This is a genomic window from Burkholderia plantarii (assembly GCF_001411805.1).
GTDB lineage: Bacteria > Pseudomonadota > Gammaproteobacteria > Burkholderiales > Burkholderiaceae > Burkholderia > Burkholderia plantarii.
Genome location: NZ_CP007212.1, coordinates 2,107,455 through 2,123,983, shown reverse-complemented (window position 1 = coordinate 2,123,983; position 16,529 = coordinate 2,107,455). Strand labels below are relative to the sequence as shown.

At 72.4% G+C, this 16,529-nt stretch carries 12 protein-coding genes; 6 read left to right on the top strand and 6 right to left on the bottom strand.

Annotation, left to right across the window (positions count from 1 at the left end; translation table 11 throughout):
* The first annotated feature begins 20 nt into the window (after nucleotides 1-20).
* Genes bpln_RS09080 through bpln_RS09070 form a run of 3 tightly spaced genes read left to right on the top strand, consistent with a single transcriptional unit; the run spans nucleotide 21 to nucleotide 5,180 of the window.
* Nucleotides 21-3,839 carry a type I polyketide synthase gene (locus bpln_RS09080; RefSeq protein WP_055138632.1) on the top strand — a complete coding sequence of 1,273 codons (3,819 nt, stop codon included), beginning with the start codon at nucleotides 21-23 and terminating at the stop codon, nucleotides 3,837-3,839.
* Between the two features lie 53 nt (nucleotides 3,840-3,892).
* The gene (locus bpln_RS09075; RefSeq protein WP_055138631.1) at nucleotides 3,893-4,366 is read left to right on the top strand and encodes a MaoC family dehydratase; all 474 of its coding nucleotides are present in this window, start codon (nucleotides 3,893-3,895) and stop codon (nucleotides 4,364-4,366) included.
* Nucleotides 4,367-4,424: 58 nt separating this feature from the next.
* A complete protein-coding gene (locus tag bpln_RS09070) occupies nucleotides 4,425-5,180 on the top strand; it encodes a glucose 1-dehydrogenase (protein ID WP_042624956.1) in 756 nt (251 codons plus the stop codon).
* Between the two features lie 134 nt (nucleotides 5,181-5,314).
* Here the strand turns inward: bpln_RS09070 and bpln_RS09065 are convergent, their stop codons facing one another.
* A complete protein-coding gene (locus tag bpln_RS09065; protein ID WP_244132070.1) occupies nucleotides 5,315-6,163 on the bottom strand; it encodes an EAL domain-containing protein in 849 nt (282 codons plus the stop codon).
* A 423-nt stretch (nucleotides 6,164-6,586) separates the two neighbouring features.
* Between bpln_RS09065 and bpln_RS09060 the strand changes: the two genes are divergently transcribed.
* The 3 genes from bpln_RS09060 (at nucleotide 6,587) to bpln_RS09050 (ending at nucleotide 11,334) form a co-directional block, all read left to right on the top strand.
* Nucleotides 6,587-8,914 carry a CHASE2 domain-containing protein gene (locus tag bpln_RS09060; RefSeq protein ID WP_063891258.1) on the top strand — a complete coding sequence of 776 codons (2,328 nt, stop codon included), beginning with the start codon at nucleotides 6,587-6,589 and terminating at the stop codon, nucleotides 8,912-8,914.
* A 197-nt stretch (nucleotides 8,915-9,111) separates the two neighbouring features.
* The gene (locus bpln_RS09055) at nucleotides 9,112-9,846 is read left to right on the top strand and encodes a response regulator transcription factor (RefSeq protein ID WP_042624954.1); all 735 of its coding nucleotides are present in this window, start codon (nucleotides 9,112-9,114) and stop codon (nucleotides 9,844-9,846) included.
* A 423-nt stretch (nucleotides 9,847-10,269) separates the two neighbouring features.
* Nucleotides 10,270-11,334 (top strand): hypothetical protein, encoded by a 1,065-nt coding sequence (locus bpln_RS09050; RefSeq protein WP_055138628.1) that lies wholly within the window; start codon nucleotides 10,270-10,272, stop codon nucleotides 11,332-11,334.
* Nucleotides 11,335-11,360: 26 nt separating this feature from the next.
* Here bpln_RS09050 and bpln_RS09045 read toward each other — a convergent pair whose 3' ends face one another.
* From bpln_RS09045 to kce, 5 genes are all read right to left on the bottom strand, one after another.
* On the bottom strand, nucleotides 11,361-12,152 hold the full coding sequence (locus tag bpln_RS09045) for an SDR family oxidoreductase (RefSeq protein ID WP_042624952.1): 792 nt from the start codon (nucleotides 12,150-12,152) through the stop codon (nucleotides 11,361-11,363).
* A gap of 53 nt (nucleotides 12,153-12,205) precedes the next feature.
* Entirely contained in the window at nucleotides 12,206-13,213 is a 1,008-nt protein-coding gene (locus tag bpln_RS09040; RefSeq protein WP_055138627.1) for an SMP-30/gluconolactonase/LRE family protein, read from the bottom strand.
* Between the two features lie 70 nt (nucleotides 13,214-13,283).
* Nucleotides 13,284-14,024, bottom strand: coding sequence for a 3-oxoacyl-[acyl-carrier-protein] reductase (gene fabG, locus bpln_RS09035; protein ID WP_055138626.1), 741 nt, complete (start codon nucleotides 14,022-14,024; stop codon nucleotides 13,284-13,286).
* A 73-nt stretch (nucleotides 14,025-14,097) separates the two neighbouring features.
* Nucleotides 14,098-15,444 carry an MFS transporter gene (locus tag bpln_RS09030; RefSeq protein WP_042624949.1) on the bottom strand — a complete coding sequence of 449 codons (1,347 nt, stop codon included), beginning with the start codon at nucleotides 15,442-15,444 and terminating at the stop codon, nucleotides 14,098-14,100.
* A gap of 138 nt (nucleotides 15,445-15,582) precedes the next feature.
* Nucleotides 15,583-16,521 (bottom strand): 3,5-dioxohexanoate:acetyl-CoA acetone transferase, encoded by a 939-nt coding sequence (gene kce / locus bpln_RS09025; RefSeq protein WP_055138625.1) that lies wholly within the window; start codon nucleotides 16,519-16,521, stop codon nucleotides 15,583-15,585.
* Nucleotides 16,522-16,529: the final 8 nt, after the last annotated feature.

The following is a 16,529-nucleotide window of genomic DNA, read 5'->3' as shown; positions in this document are numbered from 1 at the left end:
CCATCTGACTCGAGGAGCATATGCAGACGCCGCCCGACTCGCGCATCGCCATCATCGGTTCGGCCTTCCGGTTTCCGGGCGAGGCCGGTTCGCACGCCGCCTACTGGGCGCTGCTGCAGGCGGGGCGCACGGCGCTGCGCGACACGCCGGCCGAGCGCTTCGACATCGAGCCGTATTTCGACGCGGACCCCGGCGCGTCCGGCACCACCTATGCGCGCCGCGCCGGCTACGTGGACGGCGTGTTCGAGTTCGATCCGGCGTTCTTCGGCATCTCGCGCGCCGAGGCGCTGGCGATGGACCCGCAGCAGCGCTGGATGCTGGAGCTGAGCTGGCACGCGCTGGAGCATGCCGGGATCGTGCCGTCCACGGTGCGCGGGCGCAATCTCGGCGTGTTCGCCGGTAGCGGCGAGGTGGACTACGGACGGCGCAGCGTCTGGTCGGGCGACCCGCACCGCATCACCACCTACGCGCGGCTCGGCACCAACAAGGCGGTGCTGGCCGGGCGCATCGCCTATTGCCTCGGCGTGCATGGCCCGGCCGTGTTCGTCGATACCGCCTGCTCGTCGTCGCTGGCGGCCGTGCATCTGGCCGCGCAGAGTCTCGCGAGCGGCGATTGCGACATCGCGCTGGCGGGCGGCATCAACCTGATCCTCGGCCCCGAGGAAACCATCGCGATGGCGCGGCTGCAGGCGATGTCGCGCTCGGAGGCCTGCCGGCCGTTCGACGCGGCGGCCGACGGCTACATGCGCGGCGAGGGCGGCGGCATGGTCGTGATGAAGCGGCTGGCCGACGCGCTGCGCGAGCGCGACCGCATCGACGCGGTGCTGGCCGGCTCCGCGATCAACAGCGACGGCGCGAGCAACGGCCTGACCGCGCCGAACGGCGCCGCGCAGGAGCGCGTGATCCGCCGCGCGCTCGAACGGGCCGGCGTCGGCGCCGAGGCGGTGGCCTATGTCGAGGCGCACGGCACCGGCACGCCGCTGGGCGATCCGATCGAGCTTGGCGCGCTGCGCAACGTCTACACCCATCAGGTGCCGCGCGCGAAGCCGCTCCTGGTGGGCTCGGTGAAGGCGCAGCTCGGGCATCTGGAATCGGCGGCCGGCATCGCCGGGCTGATCAAGGCGCTGCTGGTGCTGCGCCATGGCGAGGTGCCGGCCCAGGCGAACTTCGCCGAGCCGAACCCGCGCTTTCGCTGGGACGGCAGCCGGCTGGAGGTGCCGCGCGAGCGCGTGGCGCTGGCCGCCGACGCGCATGTCGGCGTGAGCAGCTTCGGCATCAGCGGCACCAACGTGCACCTGGTGCTCGCGCGCGCGCCGCGGGTCGAGGCGCCGCCGCTGCCGGCGCGCGAACGCGTGCTGCCGCTGTCGGCGCGCTCGCGTGACGGCTGCCGCCGGCTCGCGCTGGCGCTGCGCGAGCAGCTCGCGAATCCGGGCACCGCCTTGCGCGACGCCTGCTACACGGCCAGCGTGCGGCGCGAGCATTGGGCCACGCGCGTCGCGCTGGTCGGCACCACGCGGCGCGACTTCGTGCAGGCGCTCGACGATTTCATCGCCGACGATCCGAGCGGACGCTGGCATGCGGGCGAGGCCGAAGCAGGCCCGGGGCAGCGCGGCAAGCTGGTGTTCCTGTTCCCGGGCCAGGGCGCCTGGAAGCCCGGCGTCGGCGGCGGGCTCTATCGCGACAATCCGTTTTTCCATCGCCACGTCGATCGCGCGCTCGCGCTGCTCGATCCGGCGCTCGCGCGCGAGGTGCTGGGCGCGCTGCACGGCGAGCGGCCGGCGGCGGTGCGCCACCGCGTCGGCCAGCTCGCGCACTTCGTGTTTCTTCATTCGCTCGCGCAGGCCTGGATCGAGCTGGGCTGCACGCCCGACGTGGTGATCGGCCATTCGCTCGGCGAGCACGTGGCCGCCGTGATCGCCGGCGTGATGTCGGTGGAGGACGGCCTGAAGGCGGTCGAGGCGCGCGGGCGCCTGTTCGACACCGAGACGCCGCGCGGCGCGATGCTCGCGGTGGCGGCCAGCGTGGACGAACTGCACGCCTGGTTCGAATTCGGCACGGTGCTGTTCGTGGCCGGCATCAACGGCCCCGGGCAGACGGTGCTGAGCGGCACCACCGAGGCGATCGCGGCGGCGCAGGCGGTGGTGGCGGGCAAGGGGCGTCGCGTCTCGGCGCTCGGCACCTACGACACGCCCGGGCATTCGCCGCTGCTCGCACCGCTGCGCGAGCACTTCGCGCGCGCGCTGGCGCCGCTGCGCTTCGCGCCGCCGCGCATCCGCCTGATCTCGACGCTGACGGGCCGGGCCGCCGGCGCGGAGATCGCGTGCGTCGAGCACTGGCTCGATCTGGTCGAGCAGCCGGTGCGCTTCGCCGAGGCGCTCGAGCAACTGGCCGGCGAGGACTGCGTGCATCTCGAGGTGGGGCCGGGCAGCGCGCTGTCGAACCTCGCGCGCGCGGCCACCCAGCGCTGGGATCGCTCGATCAGCTCGCTCGCCGACGGCCCGGACGGCGACGAACACACCGAGCCGGCCGGCTTCGCGCATGCCTGCGCGCGGCTCTATTGCGTCGGGCAGCTGTCCAGCTGGGCCGCGCTCTACCGGCAGCCGCCGGCGCCGGCCGAGCTGCCGGGCTATCCGTTCGAGCGCGTGCATCTGGAACTGCCGCGCGTGACGATGCGGGCGGCCGAGGCCGGCAACGGCCATGCGCCGCTGGCCGAACCGGCCGGCCTCGCCACCGCGGCCCGCGCGGTGGCCGGGGCCGCCGGGCACGACGGGACGAACGTGGCCGGCGCGCTCGCCGTGATCCGCGAGCTTGCCGCCTCGGTGCGCACGGTGCCGGGCTCGCTCGACGACATCACGCCGCTCGCGCGCGGCGGCTTCGATTCGCTCGCGCTCACCGAGCTGCGCACGCGGCTGCAGCAGCGCTTCGGCCGGCCGGTGCCGGTCTCGCTGCTCGCGCGCGGCGCGTCGATTGCCTCGCTCGCCGCGTTCCTCGGCACGGCGCCGCGAGACGGGCAGGTCGCCACGGTGGCGCCGGCCACGCGCCACGCACGTGCCGGCGCGCCGCTCGTCGAGACGCTGCGCGAAGGGCGCGGCGCCACGCTCGCGCTGGTGCATCCGGTGGGCGGCGACGTGCTCTGCTATCAGGCGCTCGCCGCGGCCTGGCCCGGCGACCCGACCATCGTCGGCCTGCGGCACCCCGATCTCGACGCGCCGCCGCCGTTCGCGGCGCGCACGCTGGCGGGCCTCGCGCACGACTATCGCGACGCGCTCGTCACGGCGCTCGGCAGCCTGCCGGACCGGCTCGGCGGCTGGTCGTTCGGCGGCCTCGTCGCGCACGAGATGGCGGCGCAGTGGGAGGCGCAGGGGCATGACGCGCCGCCCTTGCTGATCATCGACAGCCCGTTCCCGCGCGGCGCGTTCGTGGGCCGCCTGCACGCGATCGTGACAGCGGCGCCGAGCCTCGAGGCGCTGCGCGACGACGCGCGACTGCGCGAGCTGATCGAGCACGAGCTCGGGCTGGCGGCGCTGCGGCCGAGGATGACGGCCGACGCGTTCGCGCGGCTGCTGGCGGTCGTCACCTCGAACGCCGCCGCGCTCGGCGGCCACGCGCCGCGCGTGGTCGACGCCCCGATCGTCTACGCGCTCGCCACGCGCGGCGCGAACGGCCGCGACGGCGCGCAGGCGATCGCGCACCTGCACGGCATGACGCGCGGCGCGGTCAGCTTCGGCGAGTTCGACGAGGATCACGACTCGATCGTGGCCGAGGCGGCGGCGCGGGCCGTCACCGCGTTCCTTGGCGAGAGCCACGCCGATCGCGGCGAAGCCGTGGCCGACGCCTGACCGCGCAACCCTGTTTCACCATTTCACGTCTTGCTGGCCATGGAGGAAAGCGCATGAACGAATCGGGCGGATACGACATCGAGGACCTGGCGGTCGGCATGAGCGAGCGCTTCGTCAAGACCCTGACCGAGCACGACGTCGTGCTGTTCGCCACCGCCACGGGCGACCACAATCCGGTCCATCTCGACGACGACTACGCGCGCGGCACGCGCTTCGGCGGACGCATCGTCCACGGCATGCTGTCGGCGTCGGTGATCTCGGCGGCGCTCGCGTCGCGCCTGCCGGGGCCGGGCACGATCTATCTGTCGCAGAACCTGCATTTCCGGCGGCCGGTGAAGCCGGGCGAGACGCTCAGCGCGATCGTGACGATCCGCGAGTTGCAGCCGCGGCGGCAGCGCGCCGTGCTCGCCACGGTATGCGAAGTGGACGGGCGCGTGGTGGTGGAGGGCGAGGCCGTGGTGATACCGACCTCGCGGGCCCCGGCGGCGGCCGGGGCGGCCCGGCGCGCGCCGCCGCTCGCGGTCTGAATCAATCGGTCCTGGCCGCACGCGGGACGATCCGGCATTTCAACCGACAGGAATCCTCATGAAGCTGAATGGCAAGGTGGCATTGGTGACGGGCGGCACGTCGGGCATCGGCAAGGGCGTCGCGATGCGCTTCGCGCGCGAGGGCGCCAAAGTGGGCATCGCCGCGCGGCGCGAGGAGGAGGGCCGGCAGGTGGTCGAGCTGATCCGCGCCGCGGGCGGCGAGGCGATCTTCACGCGCACCGACGTGGCCTGCGCCGAGGATTGCGCGCGCGCCGTGGCGGCCACCGTCGAGTCGTTCGGCAAGCTCGACATCGCGATCAACAACGCCGGCACGGAAACCTACGGCAAGCCGCTCGCCGAGACCGACGAAGCCGCCTGGGACACGGTGCTCGACGTCAACCTGAAGGGCGCGTTCCTGTCGATGAAGTATGAAATTCCCGAGTTGCTGAAGCAGGGCGGCGGCGCGATCGTCAACATCGCCTCCGTGTACGGGCTGGTCGGCTCGGCGTTCGGGGCCTCGCCCTACCACGCGTCGAAGCACGGCCTGATCGGGCTCAGCAAGGCCGCCGCGCTCGAATACGCGCCGCGCCACATCCGCATCAACGCGCTGTGCCCGGGCCTCGTGCTGACCGAGATGGCCGAGCGCTGGCTGGCCGAGACCGACGTGGGCGCGCAGCTGAAGGCGCTGCATCCGCTCGGGCGCTTCGCGTCGGTCGCGGAGATCGAGGAGGCGGTGCTGTTCCTCGCCTCCGACGCGTCGAGCTTCATCACGGCGGCGTCGATGCCGATCGACGGCGGGTATTCGGCGGGTTGAGCGGAGGGTTGAACGGCCGGCCGTGGGGTGACGCGGGCGGCCTGCGTTCGATCGCACCGATGGTTGGCGGGACTGCCGACTGCCAGCCGCTTTACCCGTCCTTCAACCGCCCGCCGCCGGCCGGTATTGCCCGATCACGGCGTCGGCGCGCGACTCGTCGCACGGCTTGCCGATGAAGAAGCCCTGGCCGTCGAGATCGCCGGGCCGGCAGGCCCAGGCAAGCCGCGCCGCGCTCTCGATGCCGGCCCGCACGATGCGCTGGCCGCACTCGCGCGCGATCGCGGCCAGCCTCGCGAGCCGGGCCCCGCCTCGGCGCTCGCCGGCAGGCGCACGAGCAGCGAACGGTCGAACTTCACGATGTCGGCCGGCAGCTGCTGCAGCGTCAGGGAATTGAAGCCGGCGCCAAGATCGTCGAGCGCCACGCGCGCGCCCGCCGCCTGCGCGGCGTGAATCGCCTCCCCCAGCCAGTCCGGCCGCTCCGGCTCCACCGTGCAGGTCAGTTCGATCCCGATGCCTTGCGGCGCCACCGCGCGGGCGCGGCAGGCGTCCGCCAGCCGCCGCGGCGGCGCCGTGAACTGGCCGGCGAGTCCGGAATCCTCCACCACGCTGATGAAATATGCGGGATGCGGCACGGCGCCCTCCGGATGGCGCCACCGGATCAGATATTCGAATCCGCACCGACGGTGCACGGGCAGCCGCGCTTTCGGCCGTGCCATGAAGAGGAATTCGCCCTGGTCGAGGCCGCGTTCGGCGTCGTTGACGACGGCTTCGAAATGATCGGTCGGGGCAGGGGGCATCGGCCGGCCGCGGGACGTTGGCTCCTTGGCGCGTCGCGCGCGAGCCGATCGCAAGCATTCCTGACGATGGCGGCGCGGGACGGGATGGGGCGCAAACCTGGCATATCGGCGGTGGATTAAAAACACGCAATTCGATGACCACTTCCATGGAAAAGGCATGCCATCGATGAATTCCAGGTTCGTCATATTCCTTCAATAAAAATGACGTCATTTTTTCCGTGAATTCACCCCGCCCGTCGGACCACCCGGAACCCACGCCATCAATCCGTCAAGCCCGCCGCCAGCCTGCACGAGCTGAAATTTTTGACAGTTGTCCGGGTTCGATAATTTTGATAAGCGATTGGAATGGCCGGCTGGATTTACCACGCAATTTATTCGTGACATTTCAAATTCCGGAGATCGGCGTACTATCCGTGCGATCGCACTCATAAACGAAATTCATCTTGAGTTCATTGTCTTGCATCAATGTCTCGTTCGTCGGGGAACGGACAGGTTGTAGTGCAGGTGTCATCGAACGATTGACGGCGTGCGGCCGCTATCAGACAAGTCATGATGAAACGTAAATTCCCTGCCTTCGGGCGCCTGCGCCGGGCCGGCCGGAACGCGCCCGTGCCGGCCCGGCCGTATCCGGACCTCGCGCGGGAGTGGCCGGGGCTGGCGGCGGTGCTGCTGCTGGCCTGCCTCGTGTTCGTGTATACCGGCATCCTGCAGCGCGCGGACCTGGCGTTCCTGGACCTGGCCTCGCGTTCGATGCATCGCGGCGCGGTGCCGGGCGTGATCGTGGCGGCCATCGACGCGCGCACGCTGGAGCGGCTCGGCGGCTGGCCGCTGCGGCTCGACGTGCAGGCACGCCTGATCGACCGGCTGACCGAAGCCGGCGTGGCCGCCGTCGGGCTCGACCTGACCGGCGCCGACGACGCAGCCGGCGCGCGGGGCCGCGCGGCGCCCGACGGGCTGGCCGTGCTGGTGGCCGCGATCCGCCGCAACGGCCACGTCGTGCTGCGGCGCCCGGCGCCGGCCCCCGACGGCCTCGACGGCACCGACGGCGAGGCGCTGATCGACGCGCTGGCGAATGCGGGCTACGCGGCCGGGCAGGCCGAACTGCTGCGCGACGCGGACGGCATCTACCGCGGGGTGCCGCTGCTGGCCGGCGCGGCGCGCCTCGAACCGCACGTCGCGACGCTGTTGCTGCGGGCCAGCGGCAGCCGCGCCGTGTTCTGCGACGAGGCCGAGATCGCCGCCGCCGCGCGCCAAGGGCGCGGCTGCCCGCGCTACCTGCCGTTCGGCGCCGCGCGCGGCTACCAGACGGTGTCCTACCTCGACGTGCTGCAGGGGCGGGTGCCGGCCGACCTGCTGCGCGGCCATATCGTGCTGGTCGGCGCGACGGCGGCCGGCCTTGCCGCGCGGCTCGCCACGCCGGCCGTCCACGGGCCGCCGCTGAACTGCATCGGCTTCCTCGCGGAAGCGACCAGCGCGCTCGCCGGCGCGACGCCGATCCGGCCCGCGGGCCGGCGGCTCGCCTTGCTGTTCAACCTCGGCGTGGTGCCGCTGCTGTGCCTGGCGCTGTCGCTGCTCGGCCCGCGCGCGAGCCTGCTGGCGGTGGTGGGGCTCGCCTGCGGCCTGACCGGCTCGGCCTGGGCGCTGCTGCGGCTCGGGCACCTGTTCGTGCCGGCCGCGGCCGGCGTGCTGACCTGCGCGCTCGCGTATCCGCTGTGGGCGTGGCGCTCGCAGGAGGCGCTGCTGGCCTACCTGTCGCGCGAGGCCGGCGGGCGCCACGCCGCCGGCCCGCTCCGCCGCCGCCGCGGGCTGATGGCCTCGTTGCTGCGCGACGTCCACGACTACCGCGAGCTGGTGGCCGAGTGGGTGGACGGCCTGCCCGAGGCGACGCTGGTCGGCTCGGCGCAGGGCACGGTGCTGCTGGCCAACGCGCAGGTGCTGGCGCTGGCGCGGCGCGCGGAGCTGGCCGGCGACGGCCAGCGCTCGCCGCTCGGGCGCCGCGTGGCCGACGTGCTGTTCGAGATCACCGCCTCGCATCGCGCCGTGGAATTCGCGAGCCAGGCGCTCGCGCTGCTGGCGCCGCGCGCGGACGGCGCGGCGGTGCCGGCGCAGGCGCTCACGCGGCTCGCGCGGGGCATCGAGATCACCCATGCGCGCGGCGCGCGCTCGCTGCTGATCAAGTGCGCGCCGCTGCGACCCGGCGCGGCGCGGCCGGCGGGGCTGATCTTCCACGTCGCCGACGTGTCGTCGGTGCGGATGGCCGAGCGGCAGCGCGACATGGCGCTGCGCTTCCTCTCGCACGACATGCGCTCGCCGCAGGCGGCGATGCTGGCGCTGGTCGAACAGATGCGCGAGACGCCGCCGCGCTTCACGGGCGAGCGCTTCGTCGAACTCGTCGCGCACTACGCCACCACGGCGCTGAACCTGTCCGACGACTTCATCTTCCTCGCGCGCGCCGAGAGCGCGCCGCCCAGGCTGGCCTGCGTGGATCCGGCGCTGGTGCTCGGCGACGCGGTGGACGATCTGTGGCCGCAGGCCAGCGCGCGCGCGACCACCGTGGAGCTGATCGCCGAACCGGGCGCCACCACGCTGGCCGACGTGCAGCTGCTGCGCCGCGCGTTCGGCAACCTGATCGGCAACGCGATCAAGTTCAGCCCGCGCGACTCGACGATCCGGGTTCGGCTCGCCATGAAGGGCCGGCACCTGATCATCTCGGTGGTCGACCAGGGCATCGGCATGTCGGCGCAGGACCGGCGCAACCTGTTTCGCGAGTACGGCCAGTTCGACGCGCGGCTCGCGCGCGAGGGGCACGGCCTCGGGCTCGCGTTCGTGAAATCGGTGGTCGATTCGCTCGGCGGGCGCCTCCTGGTGCGCTCGGCGCCCGGGCGCGGCACGATCTTCTCGATGCGCCTGCCGAGGCTGGCCGGCGCGGGGCCGTAGCGCCCCGGGGGCGGGTCGGAAGCGCCGCGCGGCGGCCGTCACCGGAGCGTGACAATTGTTCACAAAGGCGCAGGACGGCTGGCATACGATCTTTCGTCGGAAGGATGAAACTGCTCCGGCAAACGATTGCGCCCGACGGGACGCGGCCGCCGGGGAGCGAAAACATGCAGTTTGAACACGCTACGGGGCCGAGCAAAATGAGGATCTTGATTGTCGAGGACGACCCGGTGCAGGCAGAGGCCGTGTCGAACGTGCTGTCACGCCACCGTCACACGGTCAACGTGGTCGCGGACGGCGAGAAGGCCGTGCGCGTGCTGCGCACCGAGCCCGTCGACGCGGTGGTGCTGGACTGGCATCTGCCGCGGATGAGCGGGATCGAGGTGCTCGGCTGGATCCGCGACCGGCTCGGCGCGCGCTACGGCGTGCTGTTCCTGACCAGCCGCGCGCACGAGGTCGACATCGTGCGCGCGCTCGAGGCCGGCGCCGACGATTACCTCGTCAAGCCGTTCCGCGCCGACGAACTGGCCGCGCGCGTCAACGCGCTGCTGCGGCGCGTCAAGCGGCTGTCGATCCCGGACGGCTGCGTGCGGGCCGGCGACTACGTGCTCGATCCGCAGGCGCGCACGATCTCGCTGCGCGACGAGCCGATCGAGCTGACCACCAAGGAATTCCAGCTGGTCTCGGCGCTGTTCGGCAATCTCGGCGCGATCATGCCGCGCGACCTGCTCGCCACCACGGCGTGGGGGCGCGATCTCGGCCGCGAGTCGCGCTCGCTCGACACGCATATCTACCGGATTCGCCAGAAGCTGAAGCTGCGGCCCGAGAACGGGTTGCGGCTGACGTCGATCTACACGGTCGGCTACCGGCTCGATCCGGTCAAGGCGGCGGCCGGGGCGCCGGCCATGCCGTTCGAATGCGTGCCGGCCGTGTGAGGCCCGTCACGCGATCGGGCGGGGCGGGGCAGCCGTGGCGAGGGCGGCCCATCGGCTCGCCTCGCTGCTTTGGCCCGCTGTCGGCCCGCTGTCGGCCCGTCGTTCGATCCCGTCACAACCGCACGCCGTCGCGCGTCCATCCCCGCTGAACCACGCATCGTTCCCGCCACGCCGTGCCCGCCGCTGCGCATGGCTCGCTTCTTGCTGTTACCGACGCGCGGATCCGACGTGCATCGCTCGGTCGCCCGATGGTGGCCGGTGCCGCCCGCCGGGGCGATCCGCCCGCATGTCTTTCGCGACGGCGGCATTGTAGTTTTTTCCAGGCAATGGGACCTCGCGCGGTGGCCGGGCGCGCCGCGAGACCGTGCCCGGCCTGCCGCCGCTCGATCCCGTCGGACGCGCACCCAGCTAACGGAGTCAGTCATGTTCATGAATGAGTGGTTCTTGCGGCGCGCGCTGGCCATGGCCTGCGCGCGACCGATCGGCAGCGCGGACCCGACCGGCCGCCCGCAGGTGATCGCCCATCTGGCCGCGCGCGCCGGCCACGCCCGGCGCCTGCTCGTGACCGGCCTCGACGGCGACCGCGTCACCGGGCTCGGCGGCGAGGCGGCGGCGGGCGAGGCCGCGCCGGTGTCGATGACGATCGACGAACTCGACCGGCGGCGGGTGAGCTACGTGGTCTACCTGCGCCGCTACATGTTCCATGAGCGCGAGGCGTGGCGCGTGGTGCTCGGCGTGCGGCTGCACGGCTACCGGCTCGCGGCCTGGCTCGGCGACCTGCGCATGCGCGGCTTCTGGCACGCCAACGCGCCGCGCGCGGCGCGCATGGAAGTGCTCGGGCGGATCGCGGCGCTGTCGGCCGAGCTGTCGTCGCAGGTGGCGCCGGCCGCGCTGCTGGCGCTGGCCGACTGGCCGCAGGTGCCGCGCGACGCCGCCGTGGACGAGCGGCGCCGGTTCCTCGACCGCACCATGGCCACGCTGGTCGCGGCCGGCTACGTGCGCAAGACGGCGACCGGCGGCTTCGAGGTCAGCCCGCGCGGGGAGGAGGCGCTCGAACGCTATGATGCCGACCGGCAGCGTTACTGCCACCAGTCCGCGCTGCGCCACGCGCTGAACGTGCTGGTGGTGGTGGCCGGCATCGCCGCGCTGGAGGCGGGCGGCACCGCCCGCGCGCCGTCGCGGCCGGCCGACGGCGGGCTCGGCGCGGTGCGCTCGTGCGTGCCGGCCGATGGCGACGACGACGGCGGCAGCGACGGCAACGGCTGCGGCCGTTTCTTCAGCGAGGGGCCGTCGACGATCGCGCCGGCGCCGTACACGCTCGACACCGCGCGCCGCCTGCCGCCCTCGGCCGGCATCGAGCCGTTCGGCGCGGGGCGGCACGGCTCGCGCAAGGGCGCGCGGCCCGCGGCGAGCTGGCCGCGCGTGGCGCCGTCCGGCGCCACCGGGCCGGGCGGCCACCGGCTCGCGGCGGGGCAGCAGAGCGCCTGACAGGCCGCGCGCGGTTCACCGGCGGCTCACAGATATTCCACGTTGCCGTCCACGCTGATCGCCTGCCCGGTGATGTTGCGGCCGGCCGGCGAGGCGAGGAACAGCGCCATCGCCGCGATGTCCTCGACGCTCACCATCCGGCGCAGCGAGATCTTGCGCAGATAGTCGTCGCGCATCGCCTCGAACGTCACGCCGGTCGCCTCGGCGCGCGCGGCGATCACGCGATCCATGCGCTCGCCCTGCACCACCCCGGGCAGGATCGCGTTGACGCGGATGTCGCTCGGCCCGAGTTCGACGGCGAGCGACTTTACGAGCCCCACGATGGCCCACTTGGTCGACGCATACGGCGTGCGGTACGCGTAGCCGAGCCGGCCCGCCACCGACGAGATGGCGATGATGCCGGGGCAGTCCGAGCCGGCCTTCAGGATCGGCACGACGCGATGCAGGAAGGCGTGCTGGCTGTTCAGGTTGGTGGCGACGGTGCGCTCCCATTCATGCGGCTCGATCGCCTCCACCGCGCCGGTCGGCCCGGCGATGCCGGCGTTGTTGACGAGGATGTCGAGGCCGCCGAGCCTCGCGTGCGCGTCGTCGACCACGCCGTCCACCTGGCGCGGGTCGGCGACGTCGGCCACGCCCGCATGCAGGCGCGGGTCGCGGCCGCGCGCGCGCGCCACGGCCGCTGCATCGACGTCGCAGACGTAGACGTGGGCGTCGGCCTGCAGGAAGGCGTCGGCGATCGCCGCGCCGATCCCGCTGGCCGCGCCGGTGACGAGCACGCGCAGGCCGGGGCGCGGCTTCAGAAGGTCGAGGGTGTTCATGGTGGTCCTGATTGAATGGGCTGACTGAAATAAGCGAGGGCGGGCGCGCGGCCTCACCAGTGAATCATCGGCAGCCCCGCGACGGGCGAGGCAAACGCGGCCAGCGCGCTGCCCTTGAGGCTGCCGAGGTAGACGGTGCGCAGATCCGGGCCGCCGAACGTGATGCTGGTCAGCCAGGGCGCGAGCGTGCCGCCGGTGGCCTCGATCACCGGCATCGGCACGATCTCGCCGGTCGCGAACGCGGCGTCGAAGCGTGCGGTCGCGGCCGCGTCGCCGTCGTCGAGCAGCAGATGGGGCTCGCCGTCCGGGTCGATCGCCACCAGCCGGTCGGCGAAGATCATCGCGCACCAGAGGTTGCCGTGCGCATCGAACGCGATGCCGTCGATCAAGCCCGCTCCAAGCTGGCTCGGCCCGTAGGTCTCGCGCGCGCCGAGCGTGCCGTCGGCCCGCACCGCGAACCGGCTGACGCGCTTCGCCGTGGTTTCCGCCACGTAGAGAAACGCCTCGCTCGCGTCGAGGCGGATCTCGTTGGCGAACGCGAGGCCCTCGGCGACGATCCGCGCGCCGCGCCCGTCGATCAGCACGATGTAGCCGTCGGCCAGGTTCGAACGCACCGCGTCCGGCCACGGGTCGACGCGCGTGGAAACCGTGACCCACAGCCGCTCGCGGCTGTCGCGCAGCACGAAGTTGACCTTGCCGAGCGGCCGGCCGTCGATCCGGTCGAGCAGCACGCGCGAATCGCCGCCGCGCGTGATCAGCTCGACGCGATCGGTGCCGATGTTCGCGACGATCAGGTTGCCGTGGGCGTCGAACGCGAGGCCGTTCGGCAGCGAGCCGCTGGTCAGGCCGTCGCCGGCCGCGACGTCCGCCGGCGCGCCGGCGTGGTTCGGCACGATCAGCCGCTGGCCGCCCGCGGCGTCCAGATGCATCACGCCGCCGCGCGCGTCGGCCGTCCACAGCGAGCCGTCGCGCTCGGCGAGGATGCATTCGGGCCGCCGCAGGCCCTGGCCGACCGAGGTGACGGCGGCCCGCTCCACCTTGAAGCCGTGAATCGGATTCATCGTGTCCTCCCTATCTGCTGTCTGTCCCGGTTGTGTCGATGGCCCGCTCGATCGCGGGCGGGCCGCGCGTTCACAGCGTCATGCCGCCCGACACCTCGATCACGGCGCCGTTGATGTAGCTCGCCTCGTCGCTGGCGAGGAACGCATACACGCTGGCAATCTCCTCGGGCTTGCCGAGCCGGCCGAGCGGCACCTGCGCCTGCATCTTGTCGAGCACCTCGCCGGGCATGCAGGCGAGGATCGGCGTCTCGATGAAGCCCGGCGCCACCGCGTTGACGCGAATCCCCTTCGGCCCGAGTTCGCGGCTCCAGGTCTTGGTGAAGCCGATCACGCCGAACTTGGACGCCGCGTAATTGGTCTGGCCGTAGTTGCCGTGGATGCCGACCACCGAGCTCGCGTTCAGGATCACGCCGGCGCGGCGTTCGATCATCGAATCGACCACCGCCTGCGTGGCATGGAACACGCCGCGCAGGTTCACGTCGATCACCTCGTCGAACTGTTGCGCGGTCATCTTCTGCAGGCGCGCGTCGCGCGTGATGCCGGCGTTGTTGACGAGCACGTCGATGCGCCCGAAGCGCGCGAGCAGCGTGCCGACCACCGCGTCCACCGCGGCGCGGTCGCAGACGTCGAGGCCGAAGCCGAGCGCCTGCGCACCGGCCTCGCGGCAGGCGCGCACTACCGTCAGCACGGCTTCCTCGTTGCGGTCGCAGACCGCCACGCACGCGCCCTCGCGCGCGAATTTCAGCGCGGTGGCGGCACCGATGCCCTGGCCCGCGCCGGTGATGATGGCCAGCTTGTCGTTCAATCGCATCCGGGGTTCCGTTGATGATGAGTGGGTTCGTCGAGTCATGAATTCGTCGAGGCGGGTGCGCCGGGCAGCGATGTCAATGAAAGCGCGGTGCCGCGTCCGGCAGCGCGGCGGCGGGGCGGTCCTCGGCGCGGATCGCGCGCGCCAGCAGCGGCACCAGGCAGAGCCCCGCCACCGAGGCCGCCACGATCACCTTGAAGCCCGCGTCGCTGCGATGGGTCCAGGCCTCCACGAGGCCGAACAGGTAGGGGCCGGCGAAGCCGCCGAGCAGGCCGACCGTGTTGATGAAGGCGAGCCCGGCGGCGGCCTGGATGCCCTGCAGCCGCTTCATCGCCACTGCCCAGTACGACGGCAGGATGCCGCCCGCGAACAGGCCGGTCACGCCGAGCAGCAGGATCTGCACGGTCTGGTCGCGGGTGGCGATGAACGCGCCGCCGCTCGCCACCAGCCCGGCCGTCAGCGCGCCGAGGAACGCGCAATCACCGCTCACGCGCCGGTGCAGGCGCGGCAGCACCAGCACGCCCACCAGGAAGCCGAAGCCGACGCTGCTCGACAGCAGACCCACCAGCAGCGGCGAACTCACGTGCATCTGCGCGACGATCGCGGGCGTGAAGAAGTAGAGCCCGACGAACGCCACCTGGTTGAGGAAGTAGATCAGCGCGATCAGCACCGTGGTGGGCCGCCGGATCGCGGCGAACCAGTCGGCGGGCGCATGGCGCGCGTGGCCCTGGGTGGTGATCACGGCATGCGTTTCGAGCGCGCGCGCCTCGTCGGGCGCGAGCCACGCGACGGCGCCGGGCCGGTCCGGCAGCACGAAGTAGAGCACCACGCCGGCCACGATGGTCGGCAGGCCTTCGAGCAGGAACATCCACTGCCAGCCGCGCAGGCCGGCCGTGCCGCCCAGCTGCATCAGCGCCGCGCCGAGCGGGCTGCCGATGATCAGCGCGAGCGACGGCGCGGTGTAGATCCAGCCCACCGCCACCGCGCGGTCGCGCGGCGCGAACCAGAGCGTGACCATGTACATCAGCGCCGGGAACAGCCCGGCCTCGGCGATGCCGAGCAGCACGCGCAGCAGGTAGAACGACGCCGGGCCCTGCACGAACATCATCGCCGTGGACAGCACGCCCCAGCTCACGGCGATCCGCGCGATCCAGCGGCGCGGCCCGACGCGATGCGCGGCCAGGTTGCTCGGCACCTCCAGCAGCGCGTAGCCGATGAAGAAGATGCCCGCGCCGAGCCCGTAGGCGGCCGCGCCGATGCCGAGATCGCTGGCCAGCGCGGCCTTGGCGAGCGCGACGTTGGTGCGGTCGATGAACGACAGGAAATAGATCAGGCACATCAGCGGCAGTAGCCGCGCCATGGCGCGGCGGGTGGCGCGGCGATGCAGCTCGCCGGGTACGGCGTCGACGGTCGGGGTGGTCATGGTGTCTCCGGTAAAGGGCCCGCGAGGGTTGTATGTCCGGCGCGCAAGCGGGGCGAACGCGGCGGCCGCGGGCTGTGGTGTCGTGGTGTCGTGGTGTGGATCGCCGACGGCAATGCGCGCGGCCTGGTGCAATGGCCGCTACAGCGACACGCGCTCGCGGCCCTTGAGCCCGAGCATCGCGCGCGCCTCGTCCGGCGTCGCGATCTCAAACGACAGCTCCTCGAGGATGCGGCGGATCTTGCGCACCTGCTCGGCGTTGGACTTCGCCTTCACGCCGCGCGCGAGGTAGACGCTGTCCTCGAGCCCGACCCGCACGTTGCCGCCGAGGATCGCGCCGAGCGTGACGAGCGACATCTGGTGGCGCCCCGCGCCGAGCACCGAGAAGGCATAGTGATCGCGGCCGAACAGGCGGTCGGCGGTGGCGCGCATCACGTTGAGGTTCTCGGGATCGGCGCCGATCCCGCCGAGGATGCCGACCACCGACTGGATGAAGAACGGCGGCTCGAGCAGCCCCGCGTCGACGAAATGCGCCAGGCTGTAGAGGTGCCCGACGTCGTAGCACTCGAACTCGAAGCGCGTGCCGTGGTCGCGGAACTCGGTGAGGATGTTGCGGATGTCGCGGAACGTGTTACGGAAGATCATGTCCTCCATGCCTTCCAGATAGTCCTTCTCCCAGTCGAAGCGCCACGACGCGATGCGCGCCGCCACCGGGTGCAGCGAGAAGTTCATCGAGCCCATGTTGAGCGAGCACATCTCGGGCTTGGCCACGCGCGCGTAGGCGAGCCGTTCGTCGAGCGTCATGCGCGTGCTGCCGCCCGTCGAGATGTTGATCACGGCATCGGTGCGCGCCGCGATGGCCGGCACGAACTGCCGGAACACCTCGGGCGAGGGCGTGGGACGGCCGTCGGCCGGGTCGCGCGCATGCAGGTGCAGGATCGCCGCGCCGGCCTCGGCCGCCTCCACGGCCTGCGCCTCGATCTGCGCGGGTGTGATCGGCAGGTAGTCCGACATCGACGGAACGTGCGCGGAGCCGGTCACGGCGCAGGTGATGATGACCTTGCGGTTCGGGGTGTTCATGGAGCGGT